This window comes from Streptomyces sp. NPDC049627, from assembly GCF_044465645.1.
Classification (GTDB): Bacteria; Actinomycetota; Actinomycetes; order Streptomycetales; family Streptomycetaceae; genus Streptomyces.
The window spans coordinates 248,865-267,294 of sequence record NZ_JBITLW010000004.1; the positions used below are offsets into that span (position 1 = coordinate 248,865).

Below are 18,430 nucleotides of genomic sequence, written 5' to 3' on the forward strand. Positions count from 1 at the left end.
GTCCGGTCAGGAGACGCCGCCGGTGAATCCGGCTTCGAGCTCGTCCACTTCGTCCTGCGCCAGGTCGACGAGCGGGAAGTCGGACGACGTGTGGCCGCCCGCCGCGGGGTTGGTCGTGTGCGCGGCGAGTCCGGCGAGCAGGGCCAGCCATGCCCGGGCCAGGTCCTCGACGGCCGCCTCGTCCAGGACGGCCGTCGGCCGGCTCAACGTGAGCTTCAGCTCGCAGCCGCCGGCACCGTCGTGTACGGCTGCGCCCGCTTCCAGGGTGTGCAGGGCGGGCATGTGCGGCGCGGCCGAGCCGCCGATGGCGTTCGCGCCGCTCAGCTGCCAGGGCGTCACCGCCTCGGCGGAGGTTCCCGTGGTGAAGCGGCCCAGGTAGTTGAAGCCGATCTGCGGGGCCGGCAAGCCCGACAGAACCGCGCCCGTCCGAGGGTTGAGGTACCGCAGCAGCCCATGGCCCAGGCCGTCTCCGCCGGGCACCGACCGCACCTGTTCCTTGACCGCCTTCAGCAGGGCACCGGCCGCCGCACCACCGGCCAGGACCTCGTCCAGGTCCACGCCGGTGACGTCCAGGCGCACCGGGTGGCTGCTGGTGAACCAGCCGACCGTGCGCGACAGATCCGTACCGGCAAGAGGCTCACGGCCGTGCCCCTCGACCTCGACGAGCAGCCCGCCGCCGGTCTCCGGCCGCCAGCGTGCCACCGCACCCGCCAGCGCGGCGAGCAGCACCTCGTGCACACCACAGTGGAAGAGCGCCGGCACCTCGCCGACCAGCGTCTGCGCCTGCGCCGGGGGCACGGTCCAGGTCCGGTGGACCAGGCTCGCCACCGTGTCACGCTTCGGGTCGAACTCGCTGGTGCCCAGCGGCGGTTCGGGATCACCGAGCCGGTCGGTCCATCCCTCCAGCTCTGATACACGGCTGTCTTGGGTGGCCTGGTCGGTCAGGAGGTTGGCCCAATGCTTGAACGACGTTGCCACGGGGTCGAGTTCAGGTGTCCGGCCCGCGGCGACGGCCTCGCAGGCGGCCTGCAGATCCGGCAGCAGGATCCGCCACGACACCCCGTCCACCACCAGATGATGCACGACCAGCGCCAACCGGCCCACCCGCTCCGGACCGGCGTCCACCCACACCGCCTGCACCATCACACCGGCCGACGGATCCAGCCGCCGCACCGCCTCACGCGCCACCCGGCCCGCAACCTCGTCCAGCTCACCCGCCGCCGCATCCAGGGCATCCACCCGCACGACCAGCGCCCGCACGTCCACCGAACCGGGCTCACCGACCACCAGAGTCGATGCCTCACCCACCCGCGCCCGCAACACCGCATGCGTCTCCAGTACGGCGCCCAGACCGGCGCCCAGCACCCCCACCCCCAGCCCGGGCGGCGCACCCACCACCGCCCACTGCGCAAACTCCGGAGAAACCGCATGCTCCCCCAACGCCCGCATCACCGGCGTCCACGGCACCACACCCACACCCGCGTCCGCGTCCACCTCGACGCGCCCGTCCCCCACCGCGCCGACCACCGCCGCCAGGCCCGCGGGAGTCTCGTACTCGAAGACGTCCTGCACCTTCAGCACCAGACCCGCACGCTGAGCCCGCGCCACCAACTGCATCGACATGATCGAATCGCCGCCCAGCTCGAAGAAGCTGTCGTCGACCCCCACCCGCTCCAACCCCAGCAACTCCGCGAACAGGCGGCACAGGAGCGCCTCGGCCTCCGTCTCCGGATCCCGCGCGGAGACCCGGCCCGCGAAGTCCGGCGCGGGCAGCGCCCCGCGATCCACCTTCCCGTGACGCGTCACCGGCAAGGCGTCCAGGACCACCACCACGGCCGGCACCAGGTACTCCGGCAACATCCGCGCCACGTACTCCCGCAGCTGCCGGCCGTCCACCGACGGCCCGTCGGGGACGACGTAACCGATCAGCCGCCGCTCCCCCGGCCGCTCCTGTGGAGCGGTCACGACGGCCTGGGCCACCGAGGGATGCGCGGCGAGGGCCGCCTCCACCTCACCCAACTCCACCCGGAACCCACGGATCTTCACCTGCGCGTCCGCACGCCCCACGAACACCAGCGCACCGTCATCGGTCCACCGGACCAGGTCGCCCGTCCGGTACATCCGCTCACCCGGCACGAACGGACACGCCACGAACCGCTCCGCCGACAGACCCGGCTGCGCCCAGTACCCGAGAGCCAGCCCCTCACCCGCCACGTACAGCTCGCCGGTCACGCCTGGCGGCACCGGCTGGAGAAAGGCATCCAGGACGTACACCTGCCGACACGGCAGCGGACGTCCGATGGGCAGGACCGAGCCCACCGCCTCGCCCGGGCGCCAGAGCCGCCAGGTCGCGCACAGGGTGGTCTCGGTCGGCCCGTACAGGTGACGTACCGTCACCTCCGGGCACGCCTCCCGCACCCGCGCCACCGACGCGGCAGGCACCACGTCCCCACCCGTCAGCACCTCACGCAACCCCGCGAAACACTCCGGAGCCTCCCCCGCCAGCACCCGGAACGACCCCGCCGTCACATGAACCGACGTCACACCGTCCGCGACATACGCCCGCATCCGCCCGGCATCCACCACACCCGGCCCGGCCACCACCACCCGCGCACCGGCGGCCAACGGCACCCACACCTCGAACAACGACACATCGAACGCATGCGGCGCATGCATCAACACCGCGTCATCCGACCCCACATGCCACTCGGACTCACCCACCAGCGCCGCCACACTCCCGTGCGGCACCGCCACCCCCTTCGGCACCCCCGTCGACCCCGACGTGTACATCACATACGCCACATCGGCCGGACCGACGCGCACCGCAGGGGCATCCGCGGAAGCCGCCACCTCACCCATGACGGCGGGCTCGTCCACCACCAGGATCCGTAGACCGGCGATTTCCGGCACCACCGCACGCGTCGCCCGCGAGCACACCACCACCGCCGGGCCACAGTCCGCCGACACCAGCGCCACCCGATCCACCGGCGAGCCGGCGTCCACGGGGACATACGCCGCTCCGGCGCGCCAGACGCCCAGCAACGTCACGACCAGATCCGCGGACCGCTCCATCACCACCGCGACCCGATCACCCCGTCGCACCCCGGTACTCACCAGGTACGACGCCAGCCGCCCCGACGCCGCCCACAACTCCCCGTACGACAGCGACCGGTCACCGTCCACGAGCGCCACCGCACCCGGCGCCACCCGCACCCGCTCCGCGATCAACTCCGGCACCGGACCGGCCGGAACCCCACCCGCCGTGGCCCCCCAGCCCTCCAGCACCAGACCACGCTCAGGGCCGGCCAGCACGCCCAACCGGCCCACCAGCACGGACGGGTCCTCGACCAGCTGCTCAAGGACCCGGGCGAGGACGCCGCCCAGTGCCTCGCCGAGTTGCTCGTCGACGAGGCCGGGGTGGTAGGTCACGTCGACGCGGAGGCGTTCGTCGGGGGCGATGCCGACCGACAGCGGGTAGTGCGTGGCCTGGCGTGCCTCGACGGAGGCGAAGGTGACGGTGTCGGGGGCGGGCTGCTGCCTGCCGGTGCGCGGGTAGTTCTCGTAGACGAGGAGGGTGTCGAAGGTCGCTCCGGGGCCGGCCGCGTTCTGGATGTCCGTCAGGCCCAGGTGCTGATGGGGCATCAGTGCCGTGTGGTGTTCCTGGAGTTCGGCGAGCATCCGCAGCACCGGCTGCGCGCCGTCAAGGCGCACCCGCACGGGGACGGTGTTGATGAACAGGCCGATCGCGGACTCGGCCCCCGGCAGTTCCGGTGGACGGCCGGCCACGGTCGCGCCGAAGACCACGTCCGTGCGGCCGGCCAGCCGGGCCAGCACCAGCGCCCAGGCGCCCTGGACAACGGTGTTCAGGGTGAGGCCGTGGGTGCGTGCCAGGTCGGTGAGGGCGGCGGTGGTCTCCGTGGAGAGGTGGACGGACCGCCGTGTCGGTGTGGCGGTGCCGGGGGCGGAGGCCGGTGCCGCGGCGACGAGCGTGGGCTCCTCGGCGCCGGCGAGTTCGGTGCGCCAGGCGGTGCGCGCGGCGTCCTTGTCCTGGCGGGCCAGCCACGCCAGGTAGTCGCGGTACGACGTGACCGGGGCGAGGGAGGATGTGTCGCCGTTCGCCTCGTAAACAGTGGTGAGTTCGTCCAGCAGGACGGGCAGGGACCAGCCGTCGAGCAGGATGTGATGGCTCGTCAGGACGAGGCGGTGGCGGCGTGCTCCGAGGCGTACGAGGAGCAGGCGCAGCAGCGGGGCGACCGCCGGGTCGATCCGGCGGGCCCGCTCGTCCCGCACGAGGCGGTCCAGCTCGGCTTCCGCGGCGGCCTCCGGGTGGTCCGACAGGTCGGCCTCGGTCCACGGCAGGGTCACCTCCCGCATGACGAGCTGCACGGCTTCGCCGGAGCCACGCCGGTGGAAGCTCGCCCGGAGGGCGGGGTGGCGGGCGACGAGCGCCTGCCACGACGCCCGCAGCAGGGCCGCGTCCAGTGGGCCGTCGACGGAGAGGACGGACTGGACGGTGTAGATGTCGGGGTGGTCCTGCCCGTCGAAGTCGGCGTGGAAGAGCAGGCCCTGCTGCAACGGCGACAGCGGCCATACCTCCGCGAGGGCGGACCTCTGGACAGCGGATCCTTGACCGGCCGTGGGAGCCTTCACAGCGACCGTCCTCCTTCGAGTCCTTCGAATCCCTGGATTCCTTCAAGTCCTTCGAGCGGTCCGGGCGGGCCGCCGGGCGCGGCGAGTCGGGCCGCGATCGCCTCGAACTCCTCGACCTCGTCCTGGGCGAGGTCGACGAGGGAGAAGTCGGACGGGGTGTGTCCGCCCGCGGTGGGGTCGGCGGTGTGGCCGGCCAGGGCGGTGAGCAGGTCCAGCCAGGTGCGGCCGAGCCGGTCGGCCGTCGCGTCGTCGAGGACCGCCCCGGGCCAGCTGAGTGTGAGGCCGAGCTCGGGTCCGTCGGGGGTGTCGCGGACGGCTGCCGCGGCTTCGACGACGTGGGCCGCGGGCAGGTCGGGGGCGGCCGAGCCGCCGATGGGTGTCCGTCCTGCCAGCTGCCAGGGGTCCACGGCCCCGGTGCCGGGGGCGGTGGCGAACCGGCCCAGGTAGTTGAAGCCGACCTGGGGGCCGGGCAGTGCGGCCAGGATGGGGGCGGTCTCGGGGCCGAGGTGGCGCAGCAGGCCGTAGCCGAGGCCGTCGCCCGGTATCGCCCGGGCCTGCTCCTTGACCGCCTTCAGGAGGGCGCCGACGGCCGGTCCGCCGGCCAGTGCCTGGTCGAGGTCGACGCGTGCGAGGTCGAGGCGAACGGGGTGCACGCTGGTGAACCAGCCCACGGTGCGCAGGAGGTCGGCGCCGCCGAGTGAGTGGCGTCCGTGGCCCTCCACGTCGACGAGGACGATGCCGGTCCCGTCGCCGGGGTGCCGTGCGGCGTCCGCGGCCGCGTCGGCGGCGGGGTGGGGGCGGACGAGGCGCACCGCGCCCGCCAGGGTGGACAGCAGCACCTCGTGGACACCGCAGTGGAACAGGAGCGGCGTCTCGGCGACCAGGGTGCGGGCCTGCCGTGCGGGCACCGTCCACCTGGCGCGGCGCACGGTGGCCGCGGTGTCCCGGAGCGGGTCGAGGTTCCGCCTGCCCAAGGGGGGTTCGGCGTGGGCCACCACGGCGCCCCAGCCTTCGAGTTCGGCGGTGCGCTCCGGCTCGCTCGCCTGTCCGGCGAGGAGGCTGGCCCAGCGTCGGAACGACGTCCCCACCGGGTCCAGGGCAGGCTTGCGGCCGGCCGCGGCGGCCTCGCAGGCCGACCGCAGATCGGGGACGAGGATCCGCCAGGACACGCCGTCCACGGCCAAGTGGTGCACGGCCAGGACCAGTCGGCCGGTGCGTGCGGGCCCGGCGTCCAGCCAGACCGCCCGGACCATCACGCCGGACGACGGGTCCAGGCGCCGTACCGCCTCGCGTGCGGCCCGGTCCGCGGCCTCGTCCAGGTCCGGCTCGGCCACCTGGGTCGCGTCGGTCCTGGTGACGAGCTCCGCCGCGGACACCGCTCCCTTCTCGCGTACGACGAGGCGGGTTTCCGGCCCGGTTCCGTCGGTGCGGGCGCGCAGCATGTCGTGGGTGTCGAGCAGGGCGCGCAGGCCCGCCGTCAGCGTCCCGGCGCCCAGTGCGGCCGGTGCGCCGAGGGTCACCCACTGGGCGAAGCCCGTGCCGGTGACGCGCTCGCCGAGAGCCCGCATCACCGGTGTCCACGGCACTTCGCCGACGCCGATGTCCCAGGCGGGCTCCTGTCCGGTGCCGAGCCGGGCGACGGGTGCGAGGTCCGCCGCCGTCGGGCGTTCGAAGACGTCCTGTGCGGTGAAGGAGACACCGGCCCCGCGCGCACGGCTGACCAGTTGCATGGAGGTGATGGAGTCGCCGCCGAGGGTGAAGAAGTTGTCGTCGGCGCCGACCCGTTGAAGGCCCAGCACCTCGGCGAACAGGGTGCAGAGGATCTCCTCCGCCGCGCCCTTCGGGGCACGTCCCACGGCGCGTTCGGCGAAGTCCGGGGCGGGCAGGGCCGTGAGGTCGGTCTTGCCGTTGGGGGTGACCGGCAGGGTGTCCAGCACCACGACCGCCGCGGGCACCATGGGGGCGGGCAGGAGGCCGGCGACGGCCTCGCGGACCGACTCGCCGTCCAGGAGCTGTCGTTCGGACGGCGCGGAGGCGGCGGCGTCCGGGACCGGGGTGACGTACCCGACCAGGCGCCCCTCGCCCCTGCCGTCCCGCCGCAGTGCCACCGCGGCGCGGCCGACGCCGGGGTGTGCGGCGAGGACGGCCTCGATCTCGCCGGGTTCCACGCGATGCCCGCGCACCTTCACCTGTGCGTCGGCCCGCCCCTCGTGGACGAGGTCTCCGGTGCGCGTCCGGCGTACCAGGTCGCCGGTGCGGTACATGCGCTCGCCGGGTGCGAACGGGCAGGCCACGAACCGCTGGGCGGTCAGTCCCGGCCGGTCGAGGTAGCCGCGGGCCAGGCCCGCGCCGGCGAGATACAGCTCGCCGACCGTGTCGGGCCCGACCGGCTGCAGGAAGCCGTCCAGCACGTACGCGGCGGTGCGGTCGATCGGGCGGCCCGTCGTGGGCGGGTCCTCGGCGTGCAGCGGGCGGCTCACCGTCGAGGTGACCGCGGCCTCGGTGACCCCGTACTCGCTGTGCACGTCACGGCCGGTGACGGTCCAGCGGCGGCGCAGGTCGTCGGGCGCGGCCTCGCCGCCGATGATCAGCACGCGCAGTGCGGGCAGGTGCGTGGGCGGGAGCTGCGCGAGCATCGTCGGGGTCATCGCCACGTGGGTCACGCGAGCGGCGCGCATCAGGCGGACGAGTTCCTCCCCGGTCGCGTGCCGCCGCACGGGCGGGGCGAGCACCAGGCGCCCGCCCGCGCACAGCACCGGCCAGATGTCCGCCATCGACACGTCGAAGCTGGGCGAGACGAGTTGCAGGACCCGGCTGGAGGCGTCCATCGCATAGCGGCGGGCGTGGTCGGTGACGAGGTTGCGCAGGGCGCCGTGCGGGACGACCACGCCCTTGGGGGTGCCGGTCGAACCGGACGTGTAGATCGTGTACGCGGCGTGCGCGGCCCGCAGCGGCGCCCGTCGGTCCCGGTCGGTCACGGGTCCGTCGGCGTGCCCGGCGATCGCCCGGGCCGTGCCGGGGTCGTCGAGGACCACGACGTGGCCCGGGTACTGCGGGGGTACGGCGTCCCGTGTGGCGCGGGTGCACACCACGACCGGCGGAGCGACGTCGTCGAGCATCAGGCGCAGCCGCGCCGGGGGGTGGCCGGGGTCGAGCGGTACGTGGACGCCGCCCGCCAGCGACACGGCCAGCAGCGCCACGATCAGCTCGGCGGAGCGGTCGGCCAGGACGGCGACCCGGCACTCCGGTCCCACGTCCGCGCCGATGAGGTGCCGGGCGAGGCGGGCCGACGCGGCGGCGAGCTCGGCGTAGGTGAGGGTCCGTCCGTCCACCTCCAGGGCCACTTCGGGGGCCGCTTCGACGGCCCGGCGTGTGAAGGCGTCGGGTACCAGGGCGTCGTCGTGCGTGCCGGACGGGCCGGTCTGCTCCGCCGCGCGGGCGCGCGCCAGGGCGAGGGCGCGCTCGCCGGTGCCGAGGACGGCGACGCGGCCCAGCGGCTGCGCCGGGTCGGCCGTCATCTGCTCCAGAACCCGGGTCAGTTGGCGGACCAGTTCGGCGACGCGTTCGGGGGCGATCACGTCCGGGCGGCCGACGAGATGTCCGCGCAGCCGCTCGTCGGGCACCACGATCAGCGCCAGCGGGTAGTGGCCCCGGTCCTGGGGTTCCCCGACGGGCCGCATGGTGAGCGCGTTCTCCCGGGCGGCGGGCGGGGCCGGGGTCTCGGGCAGGTTCTCGAACACGACGAGGGTGTCGAAGACCGCGCCGTCGCCGGCGGTCCTGCGGATCTCCTGCAGGCCCATGTGCTGGTGGGGCATGAGGGACACGTGGTGGTCCCGCAGATCGGTCAGCAGCTCGGCGACCGGACGGTCCGGCGCCAGGTCGGCGCGGACGGGCACGGTGTTGATGAACGGTCCGACGATCGACTCGATGCCCGGCAGGTCGGCGTGGCGGCCGGCCACCGTCGTGCCGAAGACGACGTCCGTGCGTCCCACGAGCCGGGCCAGGACCAGCGCCCACGCGGCCTGGAGCACGGTGTTGACGGTCACGCCCCGGTCGCGCGCCGACGTGCTCACGGCGTCCGTGAGTTCGTCGCTGAACTCGAACGACACCGGGCGGGGCACGACCGCTGCCCGGACGGCCTCCTCCGGCACCACCAGGGTGGGCTCCTCGGCGCCCGCGAGCGCCGACCGCCAGGCGTGGCGTGCCGACTCCCGGTCCTGCCGGGCCAGCCAGGCGAGGTAGGCGCGGTACGAGGTCGCGGCGGGCAGCGTTCGCCCGTCGCCGCCGGCGGCGTACACCTCGGCCAGTTCGGCGAAGACGACCGACATGGACCAGCCGTCGAGGAGGGTGTGGTGGCTGGTGATGACCTGGTGGTGACGGTGTTCGTCGAGCCGGATCAGGAGCAGCCGCAGCAGCGGGGGCGCGGCGAGGTCGAACCGTTCGGCCTTCTCGGCCTCGGCGAGCCGTGCGGCCTCGGCCTGCGCCGCGGGACCGGGCAGCGCCGACACGTCGGCCTCGCGCCAGGGCAGCGGCACGTCCCGTACGACGGCCAGCACCTGTTCGCCGGAGGCGCGCTGGGCGAAGGAGGCGCGCAGGACCGGGTGGCGGTCGAGGAGCACCTGCCAGGACGCGCGCAGCCGCGCCACGTCCAGCGGCCCGTCGAGGGCCAGGACGCGCTGGCTGGCGTACACGTCGGGGCCGGCGTGGTCGAACGTCGCGTGGAAGAGCATGCCTTCCTGGAGCGGTGACAGCGGCCAGACGTCCACGAGTGAGGGCCGCTCGGCGCGCAGCCGGGCGAGTTCGTCGGGCGTCAGGTCCGTGAGGAGCAGTTCGGTGTCCGGGTCGCCGGTCTCCTCCCGGCCGGCCGTCCGGGCCGTACCGGTGAAGGTGGCCACCGCCGCCAGGGCCGCCGGTGTCTCGTTCTCGAACACGTCCTGCGCGGTGCAGAGCACGCCCGCGCGGCGCGCCTGCGCGGCCAGTTGCATCGCCATGATCGAGTCGCCGCCCAGGGCGAAGAAGCTGTCGTCGGCGCCGACCTCGTCCAGTTTCAGTACGGCGGCGAACAGCTCGCACAGCGCGGCCTCGGCGGGTGTCCGGGGCGCGCGCCCGGTGACCTTGCCCGCGAAGTCCGGGGCGGGCAGGGCGGCGCGGTCGATCTTGCCGTTGCGGGTGACGGGCAGGGCGTCCAGGGCGCACACCGCGGCCGGCACCATCGGTTCGGGCAGCAGTCCCGCGACGTGGGCGCGTACGGCGTCGGCGTCCACGCCGTCCGGGCCATCGGGCACGACATAGCCGACGAGACGGCGCTCACCCGGGGCGTCCTCGCGTACGGCGGCCACGGCCTGGGCCACCGACGGATGCGCGGCGAGGGCCGCCTCCACCTCACCCAGTTCCACCCGGAACCCGCGGATCTTCACCTGCGCGTCCGCCCGGCCGACGAAGACCAGCACACCGTCGTCCGTCCACCGCACCAGGTCGCCCGTCCGGTACATCCGCCCACCCGGCACGAACGGACACGCCACGAACCGCTCCGCCGACAGGCCGGGCTGCGCCCAGTAGCCGTGCGCGAGGCCCGCCCCGGCGACGTACAACTCCCCGACCAGGCCCGGCTCCACCGGCCGCAGGAAGGCGTCGAGGACGAAGGTGTGCCGCCCCGGCAGGGCGCGCCCTATGGGCAGCACCGGGCCTGTCGGCTCGCCCGGCCGTAACAGGTGCCAGGTCGCGCACAGGGTGGCCTCGGTAGGCCCGTACAGATGGCGCACCGTCAGGTCCGGGCAGGCTTCCCGCACCCGGGCGACCGAGGCGGCGGGCACGACGTCGCCGCCCGTCAGCACCTCGCGCAGCCCGGTGAGGCTCTCCGGCTCCTGGTCCGCGAGGACGCGGAACGAGCCCGCCGTCAGATGCAGCCGCGTGACGCCCTCGGAGACGTATGCGCGGACGCGGTGCGCGTCGACGGGTCCCGGCCCGGCGACGACGACCCGGGCGCCCGCGGCGAGCGGAACCCACACCTCGTACAGGGAGGCGTCGAAGGCGTGCGGCGCGTGCATCAGCACCGCGTCGCCGGGGGCCGTCCGCCAGCCGGGCTCGCCGACCAGCGCGGCCACGCCGGCATGGGGTACGGCCACGCCCTTCGGTGCGCCGGTCGACCCCGAGGTGTACATCACGTAGGCCACGTCGTGCGGGCCGGCCGGGGTGGAGGGAGCGCCGTCGTCGGCGGCCGGCTCCCCGAGGGTGGCAGGGCCGTCGAGCATCACCACCCGGGCGCCGCTCTCCGGCACCGTCGCACGCGTCGTGTGCGCGCACACCACCACGGACGCGGCGCAGTCGGTGAGGACCCGCGCCACCCGTTCGGCCGGATGGCCGGGGTCCACGGGGACGTAGGCGGCCCCGGCCCGCCACACCCCGAGCAGCGCCACCACCAGGTCCGCGGACCGCTCCATCACCACGGCGACCCGATCGCCGCGGCCCACGCCCGCGCCCACCAGATGCCGGGCGACCTGCCCGGCCCTGCGCCACATCTCGCCGTACGTCAGGGAGCCCGCGCCGTCGGTGAGCGCCACCGCGTCGGGCCGGCGCAGCGCCTGACCGGCGATCAGCTCCGGCACCAGCGGTGCGCGCACCGGCTCGGGCGCCGGAAAGGCGACGGGGCGGGGGCGGGCCGCCGCGTCGATGCGGCCGATCGGCGCGGCCGGGTCCGCCACGAGGCGTTCCAGGAAGCGCAGCAGGGACCGGTGGCTGCCCTGCACCCAGTCCTGGTCGTACTGCGCGGGGTTGGCCTCCAGGGAGACGGCCATGCCCTGGTCGTCCGACCAGCCGCCCACCACCACGCTGAGCTCCTCGACACGGCGGTTGGACAGGTCCCGGACGATGCCCCGGCAGTCGCCGAAGCGCAGGTTCTCGCCGAGGGGCAGGATGTTGACGAAGGGGCCGAAGTGCCAGCGGCCGCCGTCCGGCCAGGCCAGTTCGCGGCGCAGCCGCTCGCCGCGGAACCGCTGGTGCCCCAGCAGGCCGGCGGTTTCCGGCCCGGCCGCGCGGGCCAGGTCGTCGAGGCTCATGGCCGGGCCGGCGGGCAGCCGGAAGGGCAGGACGTTCGCCATCGTGCAGGGGGTGCGCCGGCCCTGGGCCGTCAGGCGGGCGGCGACCGGCAGGCTCAGTACGGCCTCGTCGGCGCCCGTCATCCGGCAGGAGAACGCGCCGACCGCCGCGACGACCAGCCGGGGCCAGCTCACCCTGGCGCGGGCCGCGGCCTCGTGCAGGGCGCGCACGGCGGGCGGCGGCAGGTGACCGGCGGCCAGTACGGGGCCGTCGGGGGTGGCGGGGCGGTGGCCCGGGACGGCGGCGAGTTCCGGGCGGTCCGCGAAGTGGTCGTGCCAGTAGCGGCGGTCCCGCGTGTACTCCTCGGACTCGCGGTACGCCGACTCCTGCGCGAGCAGCTCCCGCAGCGGCGCGTGGCCCGCGGGCCGGGCCGGGTCCCCACGCAGCGCCGCCGTGTACAGCTCGGCGACGCGGCGGGCCATGAGCGAGCAGCCGAAGCCGTCCATCAGGAGGTGGTCGTAGCGCTGGTACCAGACGTGCCGCCCGGGTGCGAGGGCGAGCAGCGCGTACGCGAACAGGCCGCCGTCGGCGGAGTGTGCCGTGCGGCGCAGCTCCGCGCGCATCCATGCCTCGGCGGCGGACCACGGGTCCTCGTGCGCGGTGAGGTCGACCGTCGTCAGGCTCCACTGCGGCGCCGGGCCGACCAGCTGGGCCACGCCGCCGCCGGGTTCCTCCACGAACCGCACGCGCAGGATCTCGGTCTCCTCCACGGCCCGGCGCAGCGCGTCCTCGAAGGCCCCGGTGTGCAGCGGCCCGAGGATCTCGACGTGCTGGCCGATGGTGTAGAAGCCGCGCGAGCCCTCGATGCGCCGGGCCAGCCAGATCCCCTCCTGGCTCTCGGACAAGGGCAGGGTGGAATCCGCTTCGTTGCTCATCGCTCTCCCTTCAGCGGCGCGACGGTGCGGTCTCATGGGTTGGGGGGACAACGCCCCAAAGGGGCGCGGGGAACTGCGCGACCAGCCACGACGGACCCGCAGCCACCCGACGACACATAGCGGCACTTCCGACGGCGCATCGCGACCCACGCAGCCGAGCGCTACTCGTCCGGCTCGCCCCGGCGGCGCACCCTGTACTCGCCCCCACCGCCTCCCGGTGGCATGCCGCCCCCCAGCACGAGCCCGTCGGCCCCGGGCATCGGCCCCGTCCCGAGCATTGGGCCGCCGCCCAGCAGGGGCCCGTCCCCTAGAGTCATGACCTGCGGCCGCCCGCGAACCCCGGGGCGTCCGTCTTCATCCGCGGCCGGCGGCCCCGCGCCCGGCCGGTCGAACTGGGTGCGGTAGAGGTCCGCGTACAGTTCCCCGGCCGCCAGGAGCTCCTCGTGCGTGCCGCGTTCACGCACCCGGCCCCCGTCGATGACGAGGATCTGGTCGGCCTCGCGGATGGTGGACAGGCGGTGCGCGATGACCAGGGACGTCCGATCGCGCAGCGCGGTGGTCAGCGCCCGCTGGACGGCCGCCTCCGACTCGGAGTCCAGGTGGGCGGTGGCCTCGTCCAGGATGACGACGGAGGGCGCCTTGAGCATGAGCCTGGCCAGGGCGAGCCGCTGCTTCTCGCCGCCCGAGAGGCGGTAGCCGCGGTCACCGACGACGGTGTCGAGACCGCTGGGCAGCGAGCGGATCAACTCCCCGATCTGCGCCGCGTCACAGGCCTGCATGAGGTCCTGCTCGGTGGCGTCGGGGCGGGCGTACAACAGGTTCGCTCGGATGGTGTCGTGGTAGAAGTGCGCGTCCTGGGTGACCACTCCGACGGTGTCGCGCAGGGAGTCGAGGGTGACGTCCCGCAGGTCGTGTCCGTCCATGCGGACGGTGCCCGAGGTGGGGTCGTACAGGCGGGACACCAGATGCGTGATGGTCGTCTTGCCGCCGCCCGACAGTCCGACGAGAGCGGTGAGCCGGCCGGACGGCAGCTCGAAGGACAGCTCGTGCAGCACCTGCGGACCGGCCTTCGAACGTGCCTCGGGAGACTGTGTGTTGGCCTCCAGCGACGCCAGGGACACCTCGCTCGCGGGCGGGTAGCGGAAGGACACCCGGTCGAACTCGACGCGCGGCGCGGGGCCGGTCCCCGGCGGCGGCAGGGCGGTCGCGCCGGGCTTCTCCTCGATGAGCGGCTTGAGGTCGAGCAGTTCGAAGAGGCGGTCGAAGCTGACCAGCGCGGTCAGGGCGTTCGCCTGCATGCCCGACAGCTGGGTGATGGGGCCGTACAGCCTGCCGAGGAGTACGGCGAGGGCGACGAGGGTGCCGATCTGGAACACGTCGTCCAGGACCAGGGCGCCGCCGGCGCCGTACACCAGCGCCGTGGCGAGCGCGGCGAGCAGGCCCATGGAGATGAAGGAAAGCCGGCTGAACACGGTCCACTGCACGCCGATGTCACGCACCTTTCCGGCGCGGGCCGAAAAGGCGGCGGCCTCCGCGCGCGGGCGGCCGTACAGCTTGGCGAGCATCGCGCCGCTGACGTTGAACCGCTCCTGGACGACACCCGCCAACTCCGCGTTGGACTGCATCTGTTCCCTGGAGTAGCGCTGCAGGCGTCGGCCGACCCAGATGCCCGGCACGGTGAACAGCGGCAGCAGTGCCACGGCGATGAGGGTGATGAGCCAGGACAGGTAGAACATCTCGGCGAGGACCAGGAGCACCGTCAGCACACTGGTCGCCGAGGTCAGCAGCAGACCGAGGGCCTGCTGGGCCAGCATGACGTCCGCGTTGAGCCTGCTGGTGAGCAGGCCCGTCTGGGTGCGGGTGAAGAACGCCATGGGCTGACGCTGGACGTGGGTGAAGGTCTGGACCCGCAGATCGTGGCTGACGCCCTGGCCGATGCGGCCGGAGAAATAGCTCTGCCCGAGCTGCATCACCGCGTCGACCACGGCGAGTCCGGCGGCGGTGAGGGCCAGGGCCGTGACCAGCCCCAGGTCGTCCTTGAGGATTCCCTCGTCGACGATCTCCTTGAGCAGCAGCGGCGTCGCCACGATGACGAGCGAGTCGACCACGGTGGTGAGCAGCAGGAACAGCAGGGAACGCCGGTGCGGGCGCACATAGGTGAGAGCGCGGCGCGCCGTGCCCGGGCGCAGGGAGTCCCTCTTGCTCTTGGTGTCGGACGAGTTCGGGTCTCCGACGGTAATTCCACCAGGACCTTGGCTGATTAACACGCGACGGAAACCTCCTGGGATCACGTAATTCCATCGGCTTCACACGTATGAGGACACTACCGTTCTCGATTTACCTCGAACAGGCCCACCAATAGGCAATCCGAACAGCCACGGAAAACTCGAAAGAGGCATGCGTGAATTCCCGGGGACTCGAAAATCCCCGGGTCTGTGAATTCTCCGGAAAGGGGTCAGGGCTGGGCCGCGAGGGGTTCTCCCGTACGGCCCGGCTGTCCGACCGGGCGAATTGGCCGGTTGGACACCCTCGGGCGCGCTAGGCCGTTTCGGCGACCTTCCGCTGCACCCGTACCGCGAACTCCGCCCACATCTCGGCGCATTCCTTGGCGAGGTGGGCGACGGCCACGCCGCAGTGCGGCGGGACCCGGTCGGCGATCCTCTCCCATTCCTCCGTGTCGAGGGTGTGGAGGTTCAGCAGCCGCAGCAGGGTGCGCCCGGTCTCGCTGAACCGCAGCGCCGGATCCGCTGTGAGCCGTTCCACGAGCGCGGCCCGGTCCTGGGCCGAGGCGCGCGGGGCCACGCCGACGGGGCCGAGGGGAGCGCGGTTGACGCCCTCGGCGCCCTGCGTCTGCCTTCGGCCCTGCGGTTGCGGGTCCTCTCCGCGCATCATGCGGTTGCGTACGTCCCGGACCGTCTCGGGCGAGATACGGGCCGCCCGGGCCACCTGCCGCAGCGACAGGCTCGGGTTCTCGGCGATGATCTCGCTGGCCAGCCTGCGGCCCTCGGCGCCGCTGACCGGGCGGACCCGGCCGTCCTGGCCGATCCTGCTCGTCCGCCCCGCGTCACCGTGCTGGGACTGCCGGCGTATCTCGGCCACGGTCCCCGGCGCGATACCGGTGACCGAGGCGATCATGCGGTCCGACCACTGCGGATGCGTGCCGATGATCCGGCCCGCGGCGCGCTTGCGGTCCGCGGTCGTCAGCGGCAGTCCGTGCGCGATGTTGGACTCCACGGCCAGCACGAAGGCGTCGGCCGCGTCGCCGTCGAAGAACCTGGCGGCGATCTTGCTCTGGCCGCGCAGCTCCGCGGCACGTACTCGGTGCAGCCCGTCGATGACCCGCATCGTCGGGCGGTGCACGGTGATCGGCGGCAGCGGTGTCTGCACCGCCGCCAGGGCTTGAACGTGTTCCTGATCCGCTCCGGAGAGCCTCGGCGAGTCGGACGTCGACAGAGAGCTGATCTCGACTTCGACGACCATGAGTCGATCGAGGCGCGGGTGCCCAGGTATCGCCAACTCAATTCCCCCTAGTGACTCGGTCCCGCCGCACGCGCATGCGCAGACGCACGGGGGCTCACACCGTTCGCAGTGGAACGTTTCGCCGAGTCCTTAAAACCTGCTGGTGCCCAATTTCCACTTCCCCGTCTGCGTTATCCGGCCGAAAACGTCTTGGCGCGTCTTCCCGCTGGCCGAACACGATGACCCTAACAACGACTTTCCGGGCTTGGACACCCCTATCCACCCCTAGGGAGTCATTCCTGCCGGGTGGCCGCCGGGGAGTCATTCCCGTCCGGTCGTCGTCACACCCGGGTGAGGGCGGGGACCACGGCGTCCTTCCGCAGCGGGAAGGCGACCTCGACGACCAGTCCGCCACCCGGCCGCGCGCGGGCGGTGAGCTGGGCGTCGTGGGCGACGGCGATGGTGCGCACGATGGACAGTCCCAGCCCGTGATGGCGCTCGTCGGCGGTGCGGCCGAGCCGCTGGAAGGGCTCGAAGAGCCGCTCGACCTGGTCCGGCGGCACCTCGGGTCCCGTGTTGACGACGGTCACCACCGCGTGCCGGCCCCGCGTGGCCGTGGTGATCTCCACGCGTCCGCCGGGCACGTTGTAGTCCACGGCGTTGTCGACGAGATTGGCCACCAGGCGCTCGACGAGCGCGGCGTCGCCCGCGACGGGAGCGGGCGCCGTCCTGAGCTCCAGGTCGAGATCGCGTCGGCCGGCCTGCGGGCGCGGGATGCCGACCGCCTGCTCGGCGGCGTCGGCCAGGTCGACCGCGTCACGACGGTCCAGGCCGCGCTCACTGCTGGACAGGGTGAGCAGCGACTCGAGCAGCCGCGCCTGCTGCTGACTGATCGCCAGCAGCCGCTGCATGTTCGCGCGGTACGACTCCACGGTGGCGTCGCGGTCCATGAGCGACTCCTCCACCAGCGCGTGCTCCAGGGTGAGCGGCGTACGCAGTTCGTGCGCGGCGTTGGCGACGAAACGCCGGTGGGAGTCGAGGGCGACCTCCAGCCGGCCGAGGAGTCCGTCGACGGTGTCGGCGAGGTCCTTCAGCTCGTCGGCGGGTCCGGCCACGGCGAGGCGCTCGTGCACGTTGCGTGCGGAGATACGGCGGATGGTGCCGGTCATCGTGCGCAGCGGCCGCAGGACCCGCCCGGCGACCAGCCAGCCCAGCGCGATCGAGATCACCGCCATGATGGCGAGGGCGATGCCGCCCTGCGCCAGCAGGTTCTCCAGCCCCTGCTGGTGCTGGCGGTAGGCGTGTTCCCGCAGGTTGTCCATGCCCATGTCCGGGCTGATCGGGGTGCCGTCGGTCAGGCCGAGGGAGGGGCCGGAGCCCGGGTCGCGGGTCAGGCGGGACACATCGCCGCCCTCCCTGCCGACGATGACGTTCGACGAGGCGTGCATGACGAGCAGGTAGGTGATCGCGAGCAGCACCGCGCCGGAGGCGACGAAGAGCACCCCGTACAGCAGCGTGAGACGCATCCGGACCCTACGGGGCGTCAGACGGCGTACGGTCGCGGCGAGAAGGCGGGCGGCGCCGGCGAGCGGCGCCGCCGTGGGCTTCGGCAGTCGCATCGTGCCTCAAATCCGGTAGCCGCCCCGGGGGACGGTCTCGATCAACGGCGGGTCGCCGAGCTTGGGACGCAGCCGGTTGATGGTCGCCTTGACGGTGGTGGTGAAGGGGTCGGCCGCCTCGTCCCACACCCGTTCCAGCAACTCCTCCGCCGACACCACCCGCCCCTGGGCGGCGAGCAGGTACTCCAGGACCGCGAGTTCCTTCGGGGTGAGCGCGAGCCGCCGTGAGGCACGCGTCGCGATCCGTCGCGCCGGGTCGAGGCGCAGATCGCCGTGGACCAGGACCGGCGGCACGGCCGGCTGCGAGCGCCGGCCCAGCGCGCGGATGCGGGCGACCAGTTCGGCGTACGCGAAGGGCTTGGGCAGGTAGTCGTCCGCGCCGAGGCTCAGGCCCTCGACCCGGTCGGCGATGGTGCTGGACGCGGTCAGCATCAGCACCCGGGCGTGGACGGGCTCGTCGGCCAGCCGGCTGCACACCTCGTCGCCGTGCACGCCGGGCAGATCCCGGTCCAGGACGACGACGTCGTACTCGACGACCGCAGTGCGTTCGAGCGCGTCCGCGCCGTCGTACACCACGTCGACCGCCATGCCCTCACGGCGCAGCACCCGCGCGACGGACTGCGCGAGTTCGACGTGGTCCTCGACCACCAGCACCCTCATCGACCCCTCCTGGCGTCGGGCCGGGCCGGGCGGCCCGCCGGATCACGCCGCACGACACTGCCCGATCCCCCG

General features: G+C 73.6%; 6 protein-coding genes. All 6 read right to left on the minus strand.

What is annotated here, in order from left to right:
• Positions 1-6: 6 nt before the first annotated feature.
• Positions 7-4,650 carry an amino acid adenylation domain-containing protein gene (locus ACIBU0_RS13000; RefSeq protein WP_398816109.1) on the minus strand — a complete coding sequence of 1,548 codons (4,644 nt, stop codon included), beginning with the start codon at positions 4,648-4,650 and terminating at the stop codon, positions 7-9.
• The gene (locus ACIBU0_RS13005) at positions 4,647-12,620 is read right to left on the minus strand and encodes an amino acid adenylation domain-containing protein (RefSeq protein WP_398816112.1); all 7,974 of its coding nucleotides are present in this window, start codon (positions 12,618-12,620) and stop codon (positions 4,647-4,649) included. The genes ACIBU0_RS13000 and ACIBU0_RS13005 overlap by 4 nt, the downstream gene beginning before the upstream one ends.
• A gap of 161 nt (positions 12,621-12,781) precedes the next feature.
• Positions 12,782-14,887, minus strand: a complete 2,106-nt coding sequence (locus ACIBU0_RS13010; RefSeq protein ID WP_398816115.1) for an ABC transporter ATP-binding protein — start codon at positions 14,885-14,887, stop codon at positions 12,782-12,784.
• Between the two features lie 271 nt (positions 14,888-15,158).
• Entirely contained in the window at positions 15,159-16,100 is a 942-nt protein-coding gene (locus ACIBU0_RS13015) for a ParB N-terminal domain-containing protein (RefSeq protein ID WP_398816118.1), read from the minus strand.
• Between the two features lie 320 nt (positions 16,101-16,420).
• Complete coding sequence (locus ACIBU0_RS13020) at positions 16,421-17,698, minus strand: sensor histidine kinase (protein ID WP_398816121.1); 1,278 nt, start codon at positions 17,696-17,698, stop codon at positions 16,421-16,423.
• A 6-nt stretch (positions 17,699-17,704) separates the two neighbouring features.
• Positions 17,705-18,358, minus strand: coding sequence for a response regulator transcription factor (locus ACIBU0_RS13025; protein WP_031480381.1), 654 nt, complete (start codon positions 18,356-18,358; stop codon positions 17,705-17,707).
• Positions 18,359-18,430 lie beyond the last annotated feature (72 nt).